At 43.2% G+C, this 17,550-nt stretch carries 15 protein-coding genes and 1 pseudogene; 3 read left to right on the forward strand and 13 right to left on the reverse strand.

The features are described from left to right. Window position 1 precedes the first annotated feature (1 nt). The 3 genes from ACOAOT_RS09620 to ACOAOT_RS09630 all read left to right on the forward strand — a co-directional run bounded on the left by ACOAOT_RS09620 (window position 2) and on the right by ACOAOT_RS09630 (window position 4,089). The gene (locus ACOAOT_RS09620) at window positions 2-2,314 is read left to right on the forward strand and encodes a hydratase (protein ID WP_420216793.1); all 2,313 of its coding nucleotides are present in this window, start codon (window positions 2-4) and stop codon (window positions 2,312-2,314) included. 141 nt (window positions 2,315-2,455) lie between these two features. After that, on the forward strand, window positions 2,456-3,046 hold the full coding sequence (locus tag ACOAOT_RS09625; protein WP_420216794.1) for a TetR/AcrR family transcriptional regulator: 591 nt from the start codon (window positions 2,456-2,458) through the stop codon (window positions 3,044-3,046). A 65-nt stretch (window positions 3,047-3,111) separates the two neighbouring features. Then, window positions 3,112-4,089 (forward strand): aldo/keto reductase, encoded by a 978-nt coding sequence (locus ACOAOT_RS09630; protein ID WP_420216795.1) that lies wholly within the window; start codon window positions 3,112-3,114, stop codon window positions 4,087-4,089. On the opposite strand, the gene ACOAOT_RS09635 is transcribed toward ACOAOT_RS09630, so the two are convergent. The 13 genes and pseudogenes from ACOAOT_RS09635 to ACOAOT_RS09695 all read right to left on the reverse strand — a co-directional run bounded on the left by ACOAOT_RS09635 (window position 4,086) and on the right by ACOAOT_RS09695 (window position 17,477). Then, the gene (locus ACOAOT_RS09635) at window positions 4,086-5,207 is read right to left on the reverse strand and encodes an ABC transporter substrate-binding protein (protein WP_420216796.1); all 1,122 of its coding nucleotides are present in this window, start codon (window positions 5,205-5,207) and stop codon (window positions 4,086-4,088) included. The genes ACOAOT_RS09630 and ACOAOT_RS09635 overlap by 4 nt on opposite strands. A gap of 30 nt (window positions 5,208-5,237) precedes the next feature. Beyond that, window positions 5,238-5,981 carry a Rossmann-like domain-containing protein gene (locus tag ACOAOT_RS09640; protein ID WP_420216797.1) on the reverse strand — a complete coding sequence of 248 codons (744 nt, stop codon included), beginning with the start codon at window positions 5,979-5,981 and terminating at the stop codon, window positions 5,238-5,240. After that, on the reverse strand, window positions 5,954-6,760 hold the full coding sequence (locus ACOAOT_RS09645) for an ABC transporter ATP-binding protein (RefSeq protein WP_420216798.1): 807 nt from the start codon (window positions 6,758-6,760) through the stop codon (window positions 5,954-5,956). Before ACOAOT_RS09645 ends, ACOAOT_RS09640 begins: the two co-directional genes overlap by 28 nt. Before the next feature lie 12 nt (window positions 6,761-6,772). Continuing rightward, window positions 6,773-7,788 (reverse strand): annotated as a pseudogene (locus ACOAOT_RS09650) (FecCD family ABC transporter permease). Window positions 7,789-7,791: 3 nt separating this feature from the next. Beyond that, window positions 7,792-8,391 carry a nucleoside-triphosphatase gene (locus ACOAOT_RS09655; RefSeq protein ID WP_420216799.1) on the reverse strand — a complete coding sequence of 200 codons (600 nt, stop codon included), beginning with the start codon at window positions 8,389-8,391 and terminating at the stop codon, window positions 7,792-7,794. Beyond that, on the reverse strand, window positions 8,391-9,317 hold the full coding sequence (locus ACOAOT_RS09660; protein ID WP_420216800.1) for an NTP transferase domain-containing protein: 927 nt from the start codon (window positions 9,315-9,317) through the stop codon (window positions 8,391-8,393). Before ACOAOT_RS09660 ends, ACOAOT_RS09655 begins: the two co-directional genes overlap by 1 nt. A 131-nt stretch (window positions 9,318-9,448) precedes the next feature. Next, the gene (locus ACOAOT_RS09665) at window positions 9,449-11,041 is read right to left on the reverse strand and encodes a C40 family peptidase (protein ID WP_420216801.1); all 1,593 of its coding nucleotides are present in this window, start codon (window positions 11,039-11,041) and stop codon (window positions 9,449-9,451) included. Between the two features lie 189 nt (window positions 11,042-11,230). Beyond that, window positions 11,231-12,028 carry an ABC transporter ATP-binding protein gene (locus ACOAOT_RS09670; protein WP_420216802.1) on the reverse strand — a complete coding sequence of 266 codons (798 nt, stop codon included), beginning with the start codon at window positions 12,026-12,028 and terminating at the stop codon, window positions 11,231-11,233. Between the two features lie 2 nt (window positions 12,029-12,030). Then, window positions 12,031-12,945 carry an ABC transporter permease gene (locus ACOAOT_RS09675; protein WP_104437537.1) on the reverse strand — a complete coding sequence of 305 codons (915 nt, stop codon included), beginning with the start codon at window positions 12,943-12,945 and terminating at the stop codon, window positions 12,031-12,033. 145 nt (window positions 12,946-13,090) lie between these two features. After that, a complete protein-coding gene (locus ACOAOT_RS09680; RefSeq protein WP_420216803.1) occupies window positions 13,091-14,134 on the reverse strand; it encodes an ABC transporter substrate-binding protein in 1,044 nt (347 codons plus the stop codon). A gap of 215 nt (window positions 14,135-14,349) precedes the next feature. Beyond that, window positions 14,350-15,213 carry a YitT family protein gene (locus ACOAOT_RS09685; RefSeq protein WP_420216804.1) on the reverse strand — a complete coding sequence of 288 codons (864 nt, stop codon included), beginning with the start codon at window positions 15,211-15,213 and terminating at the stop codon, window positions 14,350-14,352. Window positions 15,214-15,354: 141 nt separating this feature from the next. After that, complete coding sequence (gene galT, locus ACOAOT_RS09690; RefSeq protein ID WP_420216805.1) at window positions 15,355-16,872, reverse strand: UDP-glucose--hexose-1-phosphate uridylyltransferase; 1,518 nt, start codon at window positions 16,870-16,872, stop codon at window positions 15,355-15,357. Window positions 16,873-16,961: 89 nt separating this feature from the next. Further along, window positions 16,962-17,477, reverse strand: a complete 516-nt coding sequence (locus ACOAOT_RS09695; protein WP_420216806.1) for a Gx transporter family protein — start codon at window positions 17,475-17,477, stop codon at window positions 16,962-16,964. Window positions 17,478-17,550 lie beyond the last annotated feature (73 nt).

Here is a 17,550-nt window from a genome sequence, read left to right on the forward strand (position 1 = left end):
TATGGTAAAGTTGTATGACGGAGGAGCATATCTTGTAAACGGTACTCAGCTGATTCCCGAAGAGGAACTGTCCAAAGTAAACGCCCAGAGAAGTACTCCCATTACAAGAGAAGAGGCGAAAAAGGGTACCATTGCATACTCCATATTAGAAAAACATAATACATCTGGAAACATGGAGCATTTAAAGCTGCGTTTTGACTCCATGGCATCCCATGACATAACATTTGTAGGAATTATTCAGACAGCCCGTGCATCAGGCCTTACAGAATTTCCTATTCCATACGTAATGACCAACTGCCACAACTCCCTGTGTGCCGTTGGCGGAACGATTAATGAAGATGACCATGTATTTGGTCTTTCTGCAGCAAAGAAGTACGGAGGAATCTTCGTTCCTCCCCACATCGCAGTCATTCATCAGTATATGAGAGAAATGATGGCAGGATGCGGACGCATGATCCTGGGTTCTGACAGCCATACCCGCTACGGTGCCCTGGGTACCATGGCAATCGGGGAAGGCGGCGGAGAACTGGTAAAGCAGCTGTTAAAAGATACTTATGATGTTGCCTATCCTGGAGTCGTAGCTATTTATTTAACCGGTGCTCCTGCTTCCCACGTAGGTCCTCATGATGTGGCGTTAGCCATTATCGGTGCTGTATTTAAAAATGGCTATGTAAAAAATAAGATTATGGAATTTGTGGGTCCCGGAGTTTCATCCATGGATACAGATTACAGAAATGGTGTGGATGTCATGACTACGGAAACAACCTGCCTTTCTTCTGTCTGGATTACAGATGAGGATACAAGGGAGTATTTAAAACTTCATGGCAGAGAATCTGACTATGCGCAGTTAAATCCCGCAGAAGTAGCTTATTATGATGGCGTTGTTCATGTGGATTTAAGCACCATTAAGCCTATGATTGCTCTTCCCTTCCATCCAAGCAACACCTATGAGATCGATGAACTGAATGATAATCTGGGTGATATTTTAAGAACTGTGGAAAAAGAAGCGGCTAACATTCTGGGAACTGCAAAAGCAAGCCTTTCCCTTACGGATAAAATCGTAGATGGAAAGCTGATGGTTCAGCAGGGTGTCATCGCCGGCTGTGCCGGAGGTAATTATTCCAACGTCATGATGGCGGCTCATATGCTTTCTGGAAAGGATTGCGGCAACGATATTTTTAACCTTTCCGTATACCCGTCTTCCCAGCCGGTTTATATGGATCTGGTGAAAAAAGGTGCCATATCCCAGCTGATGGCGGCCGGAGCCACGGTACGTACCGCTTTCTGCGGTCCCTGTTTCGGTGCGGGAGATACGCCGTCAAACAATGCCTTAAGCATCCGCCATACCACCAGAAACTTCCCCAACCGGGAAGGTTCCAAGCCTGGTAACGGCCAGATATCCTGTGTGGCATTAATGGATGCCCGCTCTATCGCAGCCACTGCTGCAAACGGTGGTTATCTTACATCAGCCGAAAACTTTGCAGATGATTATGTGGTTCCAGCTTATGAATTTGACTCTTCTTCCTATGACAGACGTGTTTATCAGGGATACAAACAGGCAAAGGAAGACGAATCCTTAATTTTAGGACCGAATATCAAAGACTGGCCTTCCATGAGCGCACTCACTGACAATATTTTATTACGGGTATGTTCCAAGATCATGGATCCTGTTACAACCACCGATGAGTTGATTCCTTCCGGTGAGACTTCTTCCTATCGTTCCAATCCTCTGGGACTTGCGGAATTTACCCTGTCCCGCCGTGATCCGGAGTACGTAGGACGTTCCAAGGAAGTAAATGAGCTTGAAAAGGTAAGAAAATCCGGTGCCTGCCCGCTTAAGGCAGATCACGAACTGGAAAGTGCCTTCCATGCTCTGAAGGAATATTTAAAGCAGCCGGATTTAAAAGCCAGTGAAACAGAAATCGGCAGTATGATTTACGCAGTGAAGCCGGGAGACGGTTCTGCCAGAGAGCAGGCTGCAAGCTGCCAGAGAGTTCTTGGCGGTCTTGCCAACATTGCAAACGAGTATGCTACCAAGCGTTACCGTTCCAATGTAATGAACTGGGGTATGCTGCCATTTTTACTGGATGAAGATCCTTCCTTTGATATCGGTGACTTTATTTATGTCCCAGATATCCGTACTGCTCTTGACGGTGCTATGGATCGCATACCAGCTTACGTAGTAAAGAATGAAGAAGGAAATCCAATCCATGAAATCCAGCTTTATATTGCAGATATGACACCAGAAGAACGGGAAATCGTAAAAGCCGGTTGTCTCATTAATTACAACAGAAACAAAAGCAGCCAGTTATAATTTACAGGGCCGAAGTTTGCAGGATTGGGTTTTCCTGCAAGCAGCGGCCTTGTGTTATTATAGCTATTGACAGTATGAAGTTATTATGTTATATTTTATCTACCAACCGTTAGTTTAGTTACTTAGAAGGGAATGTGAACCATGGGTCAGGGAGCAGACACAAAAGAACGGATTATGCAGGCGGCATTAGAAGAGTTTTCTCTTCATGGCTTTGAAGGCGCCCGTATGGAAAAAATCGCATCCAAAGTAGGAATCAATAAGGCTTCTCTCTATTTTTATTTTAAAAGTAAGGAACAGCTGTTTCGGGAACTTTTTGATATCATTGTAAAAAAACATTATGCTTATTTAACCAGCATTTTTCGCAAATATCAGGATCTGCCTTCCAGACAGCTGCTGTCCTCTCTTTATAAAGACTATCTGGAATATCACTGGGGTAATACAGAGATGGATTTCTGGAACATGATTTACTACTACCCACCGGAACAGATGAAAGAGGAAATTATTCATTTTACACAGGACAGTTTTGATGTTTTTACTACTGAGTTGACTTCTGTTATGGAAAAAGGCATTAAAAACGGAGAACTTCAGCCTCTGAATCCGGCTGATATGGCAAGCACTTTTTACTATCTGGTCACCTGTATCACATTGTCCACTGGTTTAATGAATTTAGAGCAGGGGCTTAGCCAGATGGATTTATGCTTTCATGTATTTTGGAATGGAATAAAAGGGTGAATAACCCCTTTATTTTTATCATATAACCTACCAACCATTTGGTATATTATTAAGGAGGTAATTCAATGGAACGCAGATTTTTAGGAAGATCAGGTATTGAGGTAAGTCCCATGGGAATTGGCAGCTGGGCAATCGGAGGTCAGTTTTACATGGATGAAAAAATTGACGGCTATGGACAGACAGACGACGAAACATCCATAAAGGCCATTCAGACTGCACTGGATCTTGGTATCAATTTTATTGATACATCGGATGCATATGGGATTGGTCACAGTGAAACAGTAATTGGAAAAGCATTGGGAGAAAGAAGAAATCAGGTGGTTCTTGCCACAAAATTTGGCTATATGGGAAATGAAGCCACCCGAACGCTGAAAGGTTATAATGTGGCTCCCGGATATATCGAAAGAGCCTGTGAAGCCTCCATGAGGCGTTTAAAAACAGATATCATTGATTTGTATCAGCTTCATGTCTGGGAAATCGGATTGTCAGAGATGGACTGTGTCGCAGAGACCCTGGAGCGTATGGTAGAGAAAGGAAAAATCAGAACGTACGGCTGGAGTACAGATTTAGTAAATGGAGCAAGGCTTTTTTCAGAAAACTTAAATTGTACTGCCATTCAGCATCAGTTAAATATCCTTCAGGATGCTCCTGAAATGCTTCGGCTTTGTGAAGAAAGAAATCTTGCAAGTATCAACCGCAGTCCTCTTGCCATGGGCTTTTTAAGTGGAAAATTTAATGATAATTCTGTCCTCACCTCTGATGATGTAAGAGGTGCAGGCCATTCCTGGACTGAAGATATCTTTAAAAACGGAAGGCCTGCACCAGAAGTTTTAGAGAAACTAAGTGCAGTACGGGAAATTCTTACCAGCAACGGAAGAACCCTGGTACAGGGGTCTCTCGCATGGATCTGGGCAAAGAGTAATGCGACCATTCCTATCCCTGGTTTTAAAACACCAAAACAGATAATGGAAAATGCCAAAGCCATGGAATTTGGTGCACTCACCCAGGAACAAATGATAGAAATTGACCAGCTTTTAAATTAATTTCCTGCTTTTACAATATCCTCTGCCTGGGCATCGGTAAGCTGTACATGATAAAAAAGATCATAGAATCCTTTTATGTCAGCCTTTATATCTCCCTGATACTGCTCCGGATAAACCAGATTGCCCAGCCAGAGAATACCGATCATTCGGTTGACGGAAGGAGGATTACTCATGAAGCTGTAAGGTGCTGAGGGAATGAGATAAACATGGCCTTCCTTCACAGCATTTAATTCTGACCAGACAGAATCCGTTGTGATCGTCTGATAGAGAGCGTTTGAATCTGCCAGAATGAGATCCGGCTGCCAGAGGAGAAGCTGTTCCATGGACACTTCACTTCCGCCTCCGCTTGACGCTTTCTCTACCTTAGCTGCATTCTCAGCTCCGATCTGTTCTATTACACGGGCATGTATGGATCCTTCCGCATTGGTGTGCAGTCCATTGTCTCCGCTTGCAAAATAAACAGATTTCTTTTGATCTGCTCCCAAGGAAGCCTTGGCTTCTTCCGATTTTTTCATAGTCTTGTCACAGTAATCAGCTAGTTTTGCGGCCTGTGCCGTCTCACCTGTGATTTCTCCCAGCATCTGATAGGCTGAGCTCATGGAATTTAAGTCTGCCTCGATAAATACCACGGGTATTCCAAGCTGTTTTGACAATGCATCCATATCTTCCTTTACAGTCTTTTTTGCCTCTCCGATGTCAATGATTACATCTGGTTTTGCGGCTATTAAAGCTTCCATATTCAAATTGGCATTCTTCCCATAAAATTGCCCGAACTTGGGTAGCCCCCAGTATTTTTCATCAATATACTTTTTGGCACCATCGGAAAAGTCTGATGCCAGACCTGCCAGCTTGTCAGGAGCAACAGTGTAAAGGACGATCTGAGCCAGCGGACCTGATGGCGCAATTTTCTGAATTTCTTCCGGCAGTGTTACCTTACGTCCTGCAGAATCGGTAAATACCCGAGTCTTTTCTCCTGTGATCTCTGATGTTGGTACTGTGGCAGTCATTTCAGTCTGCGCAGCTGTAGTCTCCTTGATTTCTGTCTTTTGACAGCCATAAATCAGGAACGTGGCACAAAGTGCCGCTGTCAGAACCAGACCCCTTCTATACTTTCTCATAAATCCTCCATTCTGCCTTTGAGGCAATGTTTATTTTTCAGTGATACGAACCGGAGCACCGGCGCGGACCACTGCTTTTCGCTCTTTGTTTTTTACCAGTTCTTCCAGCTTTTCTCTGTCCCGTATCAAAGTTCCGGCAAGCTCGCTGACACCAAAATCAAAAAGCCTGGGTGCCAGGGGTATACTTGGTCCTACTAAAATTATTTTGGAATTCCGTGCTAATTGAAGTAATCTTGGTAATGTTTTATTTACCAGTGTAAATCCGGTAATAAATACGTATTCCATTTCTTCAAGCAGAAACTCGCAGGCAGTATCGGGATAATCATTCTCTCCCGGCTCCCGTTCAAGGACAATGCAGTTACCGGCTTCCTTTAAATATTCCTCGGCATAACGAAAATGCCCGATGGTTGCAACCTTTTTATCCCTGAAATCTGTTTTATGTGCCAAAAAAGTATCTTCACCGGACAGCATGGTAATCTTACCTGCATTTTCAAGATGTTTGAGTGACTCCTGCTGATTATAATAAGCATTGATAGCCGCTGCACCAATACTGGCCTCTGTGAAATTCCAGGATTTAATTAAGCCCGCCGCTTCTTTCCAGGACATCTCTCTCACATCGTTCCCTATACTTTTAATGGTACACAAAGGATTGGTGGCAGCTGCTCCCATACTCCCTCCTGCTGTTACCAGTGTGCAGTAAGTTCCAGAGAGATAACTGCTCACCTTTACATCGTCCGGAATGGGATCTATGAGACAGTCGTACAATTCCCACATATCTGGTTCTCCTTTCCAGGCATACATATCTTTCTGCCGCTGCTTTCATCCTTATAAATATCAATCGGCACCTGATAAAGGCTCTCAAGAAGTTCTTTTGTCAATACGTTAGAAGGCTCTCCCATTGCTTTCACTTTTCCATCCATCATGACCATTGCCTGATGGGCAAAATAAAAGGCGTGCTCCGGATTATGAGTGGACATTACCACCAGATAACCTTTTTCAGATAAATTCTTTAATTCCTTCATAACTCTGATCTGATTTCCATAATCCAGACTGGCACAGGGCTCGTCCAGCAAAAGAATTCTGGCTTCCTGGGCAATTGCCCTTGCTATCAGCACAAGCTGCTGTTCACCGCCGCTTAGCTGGCTGTAAATCCGGTCCTTTAACCCTTCAACCCCTATCATGTTTAGTGCCTCTAAGGCTTTTTTTCTTTCCCTTTTTCCAGGAGAGCCAAACAGGGGCAGAGAGGCTGCGGTTCCCATCATGACCATGTCAATCACTGGGTAAGAAAATACAAAATTATGATTCTGTGGAATATATGCAATCTTTTTTGCAAGCTCCCGTTCTGAATAATCCTTCTGCCTTATATCATCAATGAGAATTGTCCCTTGATATCCCTTTAAAAAACCCAGAATACATCGAAACAAGGTACTCTTACCTGCCCCGTTTTTTCCAAGAACACAGATTAACTGTCCCCCTTTTAGTGTAAAAGAGGTTCTTTTTAAAACCGGATGCTTTTGATAGGAAAATTCCAGATCCTTAATCATCAGTTCCATAATGTCCTCCCTTTAAAGCCTGTTCCCTACCTTTAAAATCAGATACAGGAAAAATGGTGCGCCTACAAACGCGGTCAGAATTCCAATGGGTATCTCACTGGTTGTAATCAGTCTTGCAACGTTATCAACAATCAGAAGGAAGCTTCCTCCCATTAAAAGTGAGGCAGGTAAAAGTCGCCTGTAATCGCTTCCAACCAGCATACGGGCCAGATGAGGGACTACCAGTCCCACCCAGCCGATTAAACCACTTACCGATACGGATGCAGATGTAATGAGGGTAGCCCCAAGAATCACCGCCAGCCTGAGCCGCCCCGTATGAATTCCCATACTTCTTGCCTCTTCATCCCCCAGGCTTAATATATTGATTCTCCATCTGAGAAGATAGATCGGGATAATGCCAAATATAATCCAGGGAGCTGCAAAGAAAACATCCTTTTGGCGAATGGAGGCAAGGCTCCCCATAAGCCAGTAAGTAATCACTGGAAGTGTATTGGTCGGATCCGCAACAAGCTTGATAAAGGAGACCGCCGCATTGGCAAGAGAACTAACCATAATGCCGGAAAGTACCAGTCCCAGCACCTGATTATAAGGAACACGGCTGCTTACAACGCACACAATCCCCACAGCAGATAAGCCGAAGATAAATGCGCATAAGGAAACGCCTCCATATCCCAGAGAAAAAAATAATCCCAAAGCTGCGCCAAATCCAGCGCCTGATGATGCCCCAGGACATCAGGCGAAACCATGGGATTCTTAAAAATACCCTGATAAGCAGCTCCGGCAAAGGAAAGTCCTGCACCAATCAGTGCCGCCATCAAAACCCTTGGCAGCCGGACATTAAAAATAACAGTTTCAACCTGTGACGGCCAGGTTACTTCAATGGGAAAAACCCTTGACAGCAGGACTTTCACCAGCGTTGCCGGGTAAACAGGATAACGCCCCAGTAGGAACGAACCAAAAAAGCAAACTGCAAAAACCCCACCGATTATAAAAAGCCGATTATTATAACGCTTCTCCCTGTTTTCCACTTTTTAGATCCCTTCTCTTAAATATTTTAAGATTTTCTCCCTGACTGCCTCCTTATCCTTACGGTGATAGGTCAACAGCTGATTGTGAAGACTCATTTTTACAGATTCTTCCAGCTCATCACGCAGATGGGACGCATAAGGGTTTCCTCCATTGCGGGCCATCATCATTGCAAAATTATTCCGGCTCTTAATGACACCAATACAGGGCTTTGGGCCCTTTACGCAGGCGTAAACCGCTTCCATAAACTCAGGAATCAAAAGCTCCACTCCGCCAATCTCATCCATTAGAATCAGCTTATGATCTCCATGGCTGGTAAGAAGTTGTCTGCCTTCCTTTTGGAATACTTCCGGGTATGATACCATTCCTTCTATTGTACGCTTAAGGAAGATATTGGTAAGTCCATCCTCATAGCAGACTTTGGGCTCCCACTCCTCTTTTGCTGATGCCAGCCGGAAACCAACGGTATCCCCACTTTCATTCACCAGCCGTTGGGAAAAGAATCCACCTGTAACAACCTGATATGGCTTCAGACACTGAAAAAGGAGTGTGGTCTTACCCTCTCCCGAATCTCCTGTTAAAAAAAAACTTTTTCCCTGTTTCATCACAAGCCCTCCTTAAAGTATTTTAGAAACAGTTCTTCTGCCTTTTCTTTTAACTCTTTTTCCAATGCCATATAGTTTTCCATCAAGGCCAGTGCCTTGGGCGTAAGCTCTGAAAATCCCCCCTCTGATCCGCCTGACTGTGTAATTAAAAGCGGATATCCCAGCTGGTTTTCCGCATTTTTTAACAGTTTAAAACCCTTGCTGTAGGACATATTCATCTGACGGCATGCGGTCTGCATTGACCCTGCATGGTCAATCAGCCTGAGAAACTGCGCCATGTCGGGACCAAAAAATGCTTCATCTAATTCCAGAGACAGACTGACAGCAGGATGGACTACCGTTTGTCCCACAGCCGTATATCTGACAGTATCGTGATCTGTTTCAACCGCTTCGATAATGCCTTTGTCGGCCACCGGTATTTCCTGCATCAGCCCATTTACTTCTTCCTGTCTCAGAGCCCCTCCCAGTCCTCTTTCTCCCCGGTATGAGAGCAGGGCCGGAATCAGCTCTCTATGAATCATAACGGGATGTCCCCTTCTTCCATCATATACCGGACAGGAGGCTTTCCCATTGCATTCCATAATAGTTTTAATTGTTTCAGGAAGAAGCAATGGAAATTTAGGCGGAAGAATTAAAATTCTGTCACACAGATCCTCTATGTAGCGAAGCCCCATTAAAACGCTGTCAAACATCTGGGAGTTTTTGTACTCCTCATTTCTTAAGCATATCACCCTCAATTTGGAGATGTGCTTTTCTACTTCCTTTGCATCCTGGCCAGTAATCACCACAATGGGATCAACACCGCACTGCTTTAATGTCACTATGATCTTTCTGATCACTGTAGTATGACCAATTGGCAGCAACGGACTAAATCCATTGGCAGAGTGATTATTGCCTGCCGCGGTAATAACAGCACCTGTCTTCAAATCAATTCCTCCTACCGTTATATTTTTAAAAACATTACGCTATCCTGATTATAATTGATTGGAAAATATTTGTAAACCCGAAAAAGGCGTAAAAAAACCCGGAACGAACTTAACTTCGTTCCGGGATACTATTAATCTCCCACCATATTTCTTATCTTCACAGGAGTACGGTAATTCCATGTGGAAATCTTTATTCCGCTTCTCCTGCTGGCAGCATGAACAATCTGCCCGTTACCGATATACATGGCAACATGATTGATCTTTCCGCCGCTGCTGGCATAAAAGAGCAGATCGCCAGGCTTCATCTCTCCTGATTTAACCGCTTTTCCCATACCTGCCTGGGATCCGGAATAATGAGGAAGACCTACGCCAAATTTTGAATAGATGGACATGGTAAATCCAGAGCAGTCCGCGCCTTTGGTCAGGCTTGTTCCTCCCCATACATAGGGATTGCCTAAAAACTGAAGAGCATAATTAACGATCTGGGTTCGTAAGGAAGACTGGGCATTGGCTTTCTCTTCCAGAGGAGAAAATTTGATTGCCTCCGGCAGCGCATATCGTACATCAACGTAATCGGTAGATACAAAAGCACTGCTGTTTTCTTCCAGCTCAATTTCAATCCAGCCATCGATCTGCTTTAATACAGGATATTTCTCGTTGTTGGAAATCTGTGTCCAGATCTTGGCATCGGTAGATGGTTCTGTTCTGGCATTGAGCATGTCAGTATTCACCACTGCCATCAGTTCAGCCACCTGCATGGCCTCATCTTTTGCTGCCTGACCGGTGAGAATAAAATCCGACTTCACATAACCGGTTACTTTTCCGGACTGGATCTTATACCAGCCATCACTGGTTGTCTCCAGAATATTGCCGGCTGCTTTACTGGGCATCTTGGCAATAATCTTTCCGTTCTCACTGGGCTCTTCCCTGACGTTTAAGTAATTATCAACATCGGAGATACCGATATTTTTATAAAAGTTAAAGACCATGGCCTTTAAATCCAGCTTCCTGGCTTCATTCATGGAGTATTCCAGTTTTACGTAATCGGAAGACAGATATCCAGTGGGAATCTGCACCCAGCCATCGGTCTGACCCACTACTTCATACCGTTCATCAGTCAGTGCCTGTCCTACCACATCTGAGTCCTTTGACGGGTCTTTTCTGATATTTAAGTTGTCAGTCTGCACCACCGCTCTTAATTTCACCAGATCCTGTGCCTTCTTCTTAGCTTCTTCTCCGGTAATTACAAACTCAGAAGTAATATAACCTTCAATTCCTCCGGAAGAAATCCGGTACCAGCCCTGCTTGGTATCCTCTAAAATATCACAGGCACTGTCTCCCTGCAGCTTTCCAATTACATCTGCGTCTGTCCCTGGCTCTTTTCTGACGTTTAGATATCCGCTTACCTGGACAATCCCAAGATTCTTATAAGAATTAATAACATCTTCCTTCTCTTTGGCTTCCTGAGCGCTTTGTTGTGATTCCTTTTCAGCTGTATCATCAGCAGCCTTTGTTTCAACTGCAAGTGCTTCAGAGCCTGTGGCTGCTGCCGGCTTTGCACCCTTTTGCCTGCTTGCAGTAATTCCTGCTGCACCTGCAACAGACACCAGAAGAATTGCGGAACCTGCGAGTATTAAAATCTTTTTATAATCATTCTTATTACGGTTTTTTTTGGTTTTATCCAAACGGATTATGTAGTCTTTTTTCTCGTTGTTATTTTCCATTCTGTATTCTCTCTCCATCCTCATATATTCATCGTTTACCGATTCAGATTATGAGCTTATCTGCTACAGTATATCACAATTTATTACATTTTGCGACAACAGAGTTTCAAAAAATTATTAAGATTGTGTTACAAACCAATTAAAAAACAGGACCAGGGGATTTCATTCCTCTAAGTCCTGTTATTCATTTTATTTTGCCAGAATCATACGATCATTGGAGAATTCTTCTCCGCTGGCTTCTTCAAATTTTTTCAGCAGATCTTCCACTTCCAGTTTTTTCTTTTCCTCTCCGGAAACGTCATAGATGATACGGCCTTCATGCATCATAATCAGCCGGTTGCCGATGGAAATAGCATCCTTCATATTATGGGTAATCATGAGTGTAGTAAGATTCTGTTCCTTTACAATCTCCTGGGTAATATCAAGAACTTTTCTTGCTGTTTTGGGATCCAGTGCAGCCGTATGCTCATCTAACAGCAGCAGCTTTGGTTTTTGGAGGGTCGCCATTAAAAGAGTAAGCGCCTGTCTCTGACCTCCCGATAGAAGTCCCACCTTATTGGTCATACGGTCCTGAAGTCCAAGCCCAAGCTTTTGAATCGCTTCATAATAAAATGCCTTTTCCTCAGATTTGATTCCCCATGATAAGCCTCTTGCTTTCCCTCTTCTGTAAGCAAGTGCCATATTCTCCTGTATCTCCATGCCGGCAGCTGTCCCCATCATTGGGTCCTGAAAGACTCTGCCGATGTACTGTGCTCTTTTATATTCCGGATATCTGGAAATGTTAATTCCGTCAATTTCAATTTTTCCGGAGTCAATGGGATATACGCCGGCAACCATGTTTAACATGGTGGACTTTCCAGCTCCATTACCGCCGATGACTGTAACAAAATCCCCCTCATTCAGATGAAGGTTAATGCCATTCAGCGCTTTTTTTTCATTGATTGTATTCTTATTAAAAGTCTTTCTTACATTCTTAATATCAAGCATGATTATTCTCCTCCTTCTGTGTAAGATTTCTTCAAACGAAGCTTTCTCACCACAACAGGCACGCAAAGAGCCACTGCAACAATTGCTGCTGACAGCAGTTTCATATCGTTGGCATTCATACCCATTCTTAATACCACGGCACGGATTACAAAATAAATTACTGAACCTACCACGGCAGAGGTAAGCTTGCTTCCAAAGGAACGAAGTCTTCCCATCAGTACTTCACCGATAACAATGGCAGCAAGGCCGATAACAATGGCTCCGGTACCCATACCGATATCTGCATATTTCTGACTCTGACAGACCAGTCCGCCTGAAATTCCCACCAGACCATTGCTGATAACAAGAGCCAGAAGCTTGGTCCAGTTGGTATTAACGCCCTGGGCACGGATCATGGATTCGTTGTTTCCGGTGGCACGCATGGCGCTGCCGATTTCCGTTCCAAAAAACCAGTAAAGAAGGGCAATCATGATCACTGCGATTCCAATGCCGATCACAAGAGAAGCGATCTGTTTATTCAGTCCGGTAAAATCAATAAATCTGGACATAATTGTATCTGTTTTTAAAAGGGGAACATTACTCTTCCCTCCCATGATCCGAAGATTAATGGACCATAATCCGATCTGGGTTAATATTCCGGCCAAAATAGCGGGAATTTCAAAGATTGTATGTAACAATCCTGTTACTGCACCAGCTGCCATTCCTGCAATCGCCGCCACTGCCAGGGCAATCCAGGGATCTACATGAAAGTTAAGAATCATTACGGCGCAGACGCAGCCGCCTAATGCAAAGCTTCCGTCTACCGTCAGATCTGCAATGTCAAGCAACTTATAAGTAATATAAACTCCTAATACCATAATCCCCCATAAAACTCCCTGAACTACCGCGTCCTGAAGGGATACCAGTAAACCACTCATCTATCATTCCTCCGTATGTTTTCTTATCACAGGCATAAATGCCTTACATAAAAAATGTCTGATTCATCTTTTATGTAAAGCATCTATGGATTACAGGCGGTCGTTTTCCAGGCCGCCTGCTCAATTCTTCCATTTATTATTATTCTTATTTCAGACCCGATAAATCAATTCCCAGTGTCTTTGCAGTTTCTTCGTTTACAGACAGTTTGCACTTCTCAAGTGGAAGATATTCAATGGGCATTTTAGAAACATCTGCACCCTCGGTTAAGATTTTCACTGCCTGCTTGCCGGTTAAATAACCAAGCTCATAGTAATCAATACCATATGTTGCAAGTCCGCCTGCTTTTACCATTCCTTCTTCTCCGCAGATTGTAGGAATTTTATTTTCATTGGCAATCATCGCTACTGTTGTCATACCAGCTGCAATGGTGTTATCTGTGGGTGCATAAATGGCATTTACTTTTCCAACCATGGAGGTAACAACGGTCTGAATCTCATTGGAACTTGAAACGGTATAGTCAACCGCGGTCATTCCAGCCGCTTCAATTGCTTCTCTTGCCATCTTTGCCTGAATTTCAGAATTAGATTCTGCAGTACAGTAAAGGATGCCCACTGTCTTGGCATCTGGAAGAATCTTCTTTAATAGTGCAATCTGTTCTTTTACAGGAGTCAGATCTGAGGTACCGGTAATATTGCCTCCTGGCGCTTCATTGCTTGTAACCAGGTCAGATGCAGCCGGGTCAGTTACAGCGGTAATAAGTACCGGGATCTCACTGGTTGCACCTGCTACAGCCTGAGCTGCCGGAGTTGCTATGGCAAGAATTAAATCATCTCCATCATTCACCAGCTTGCTTGCTATGGTCTGGCAGGTTGGCTGGTCACCGGAAGCATTCTGCTGATCAACGGTATAGTTTAATCCAGCGTCATCAAGGGCTTTAATAAATCCTTTATTAGAAGCATCAAGAGCTGTATGCTGAACCAGCTGAAGAACTCCTATCTTATACTGTTTTCCATCTGCTGTTTTGGCAGCTGCAGTGGTTGTAGCCTCGCTTGCTTTTTCAGAACTCTGTGCTGCGGTTGTGCCAGCCGTTGTCTCCGTTTTTTCCGGCGCCTTACCGGAGCATGCAGCAAGAGATAACATCATAACACTTGCAAGAGCCAGGGATAATGCTTTCGCTTTCTTTTTCATAATTTCTCTCCTCTTCCTTCTAAAACTTGTCCTGTTAAGAACTTAATTTGTATCATACTACAAAAAATAACCTCCGTCAATTTTATTACTTTAAATTTATGTGTTTTTAAAGTGCTAAAGTGCATTTTCGTCATTTTAGACTTATTTTTACCAATATAAGCAGTATTTATTATACAAAAAACCGAAGAACATTGGTCCTTCGGTTTTTTTATCTTTTAACTGGCAAGAAAGCCCTTGCCTATAATTTCACTTGAATTAGAAATGAGCACAAATGCTGACGGTTCCACATTTCGAATATAATTCCTCAGCTTCAGCGCCTGAGAACGCTTCATCGTTGTAAGAATCACCGTCTTTTTATGATGACTGAAAGCACCCTGGGCTTCATATACCGTAGCGCTTCGATTGAGGCCATGAATAATATAATCACAAATGGGTGCAGGATCATCACAGATGATACTGAAGCATTTGCAAAGATTCATATTCTCAATGACATCGTCAATTACCAGTGATTTTGCCATCAGTCCCAGGGAAGAAAACAGTCCTGTCTCTGGTCCAAAAACAAAATAAGCCATAATCACTCCGGTAACATCCACTAATAATAACACTGTCCCGATGTTAAAGCTGGTATATCGTTTTAATATCATGGCAATAATATCGGTTCCTCCGCTGGATGCTCCGATATTAAACAGGATCGCCGTTCCAACGCTTGGCAAAAGTATGGCAAAAATCAGTTCCAGCAGCGGTTCTTTTGTCAGTGGTCCGGTAATCGGGCAAACCTTTTCCAGAATATATAAGAAAACCGACATCAGGACACTGGCATAAACAGTCTTAATACCAAAACCTCTTCCCAAAAACAGAAATCCAAGTACAAGCAGTACTGTGTTGACAATCGTCGTAAACTGACTTGCTGACCAATGGGTTAATGCGCTGATCACAGTCGCAAGCCCGGTCACACCTCCGAAAGCAAAATTATTGGGAAATTTAAAAAAGTAAATCCCCACCACCATAATCCAGATACTGAACGTAATCAGTCCATACTCCGTAAGCGTTCTCAGTGTTTTATTTTCTATCTGCTTCATGACTGTTAATATGTCCCCCTCCGGCTCATCAGTCCGGTTCCGTATTCAGTGAACGGAGATTTTCCATCCGTTCCCACTAGAATATAACTCAAAGGGAAGATAATTACAAACATGATTCTCTCTGATAGTCTCACAGTCTTTCTATTGTGACACGGATTCAAATCCCATACTGGTAAGAAAACGCTTAAATCCGGCTCTTCCTGCCTCATCGTATTTAAACACACCTGCATCTTCAAGCACCCGCTCAAAGACCAGACCAACCTCTTTTTCTAATATCTCGTCCACATTGTCTTTCGTAAAAGACTGGTAGTCTGCACGGAAGGAATCAACCCAGTCAGCATGTTTTTCAATCACTTCATTGCTTCTTATGTCTTTTCCTTCAAGCAGATATTCTGATATGAGATTTAACTCAGCCTTCAGTCTTGATGGAAGCACAGCAAGTCCCATTACTTCAATTAACCCGATGTTTTCTTTCTTAATGTGGTGCAGCTCCTGGTGAGGATGATAAACTCCGTAAGGGAATTCTTCCGTTGTAATATTATTCCTCAGTACCAGATCAAGTTCGTATTCATCTCCACGTTTTCTTGCAATAGGAGTAATGGTGTTATGAGGCTGTCCTTCCGTGTTTGCAAATACAAACAAAGATTCATCGGTATAGGCTCTCCATGCTTCCAGTACTTTTGTTCCAAGTTCTATTAAATCCTCCGGGTTGGTGCTTCTTGTACGTAAAACAGTCATAGGCCATTTCACAATGCCGGCTGTCACATGCTCAAACCCCTTGATGCAAAACAGTTCTTCCTCCTTCGCTTTCGCCATTGCAAAATCATAATTACCTCCCTGGAAATGGTCGTGGGATAAAATGGATCCTCCTACAATGGGAAGGTCTGCATTGGACCCCAGGAAATAATGAGGAAACTGTTTTACAAAATCAAATAATTTTACGAAGGTATCTCTTTCGATCTTCATCGGTGTATGTTTTCCATTGAAAACAATACAGTGTTCATTATAATAAACGTATGGAGAATATTGAAATCCCCACTGACTGTCATTGATCTTTAAACGAATGATTCTGTGATTGTTTCTGGCCGGATGATCTGTTCTCCCTGCATACCCCTCGTTTTCCATACAAAGCTGGCATTTGGGATAACCGCTTTGTTTTGCAAGCTTCGCAGCCGCAATTGCTTTGGGATCTTTTTCCGGCTTTGATAAATTGATGGTGATATCCAGATCGCCATATTTGGAAGCAGTCACCCATCTCATATCCTTCTTAATCCGATACCGCCTGATATAATCAGAATCCTGGCTCAGCTTATAATAATATTCAGTAGCTGCCTGAGGTGACTGATGATTGTATAATCCCCAGAATCTGGTTTCCACTTCACTTGGTCTTGGCATCAGACAGTTCATCAGCTTGGTATCAAACAAATCCCTGTATGTAATGCTGTTTTCAGGAATGATACCAGTTTCAAAGGCATAGTCCAGCAGTTCGGCTAACACCTCCTCCAAATCTATATCCCCTGTTTCTTCCTGGGGTTCTTCATACTCGTCCATCCACAATACGTCGAGAATCTGATTTACTGCATAATAACGGTCATCTTCACTGATCAGCCCTGTATCCAGCCCATAAGTTACCAGTTTCTTAATTGCCTTATCAATCATTCTGCTATTCCTCCTGGATTTCATTCCATCTTTTGTCTCTCCCATTATACCTTTGACAAAGCCTTAACACAATATAATATCTTTTCGATTTAATACAATTTTTTTATAACAATTTTAATTCTGCTGATAATCATAGCCCCCAGTATGCCAATGACAAGCCCTGCTGCCGTACCTGCTATTAACAGCATCGGAAGATAAAAGAATACCCCCGCCTGCTTTACCACAAATGCCGCGACCGTAATCTGTCCGATATTATGACCAATCCCGCCAAGGATACTGATTCCCGAAGTTCCAAACCATTTCTTTTTTTTACAAAGAATCATAATGACAATGCTAAACCCCCAGCCAGCCAGGCTGTAGAGCATGGCAAATAAGTTACCAAATGTAAATCCTGTCAGCACAATTCTAAGAAGAGAAACGACTACGGTCCCTGTGGTTCCCACCGTATAAAGACCCACAACAGTTACCAGATTTGCCAGTCCCAGTTTTACTCCTGGAATGCCCAGGGAAATAGGAATGAGACTTTCAACAAAACTGAGAACAAAGGCAAGGGCAATCAGCATTCCGTAAAGTGCGGCCATGTGTGCCGATTTCTTTTTATTCATTTCAAATCTCCTTTTTTTTACCTGCAGATTTTATCTTATCACACTTGCCCACCTGTGTAAAAAGAAAAATCCC

This window comes from Lacrimispora struthionigena (assembly GCF_048627165.1).
GTDB lineage: Bacteria > Bacillota > Clostridia > Lachnospirales > Lachnospiraceae > Lacrimispora.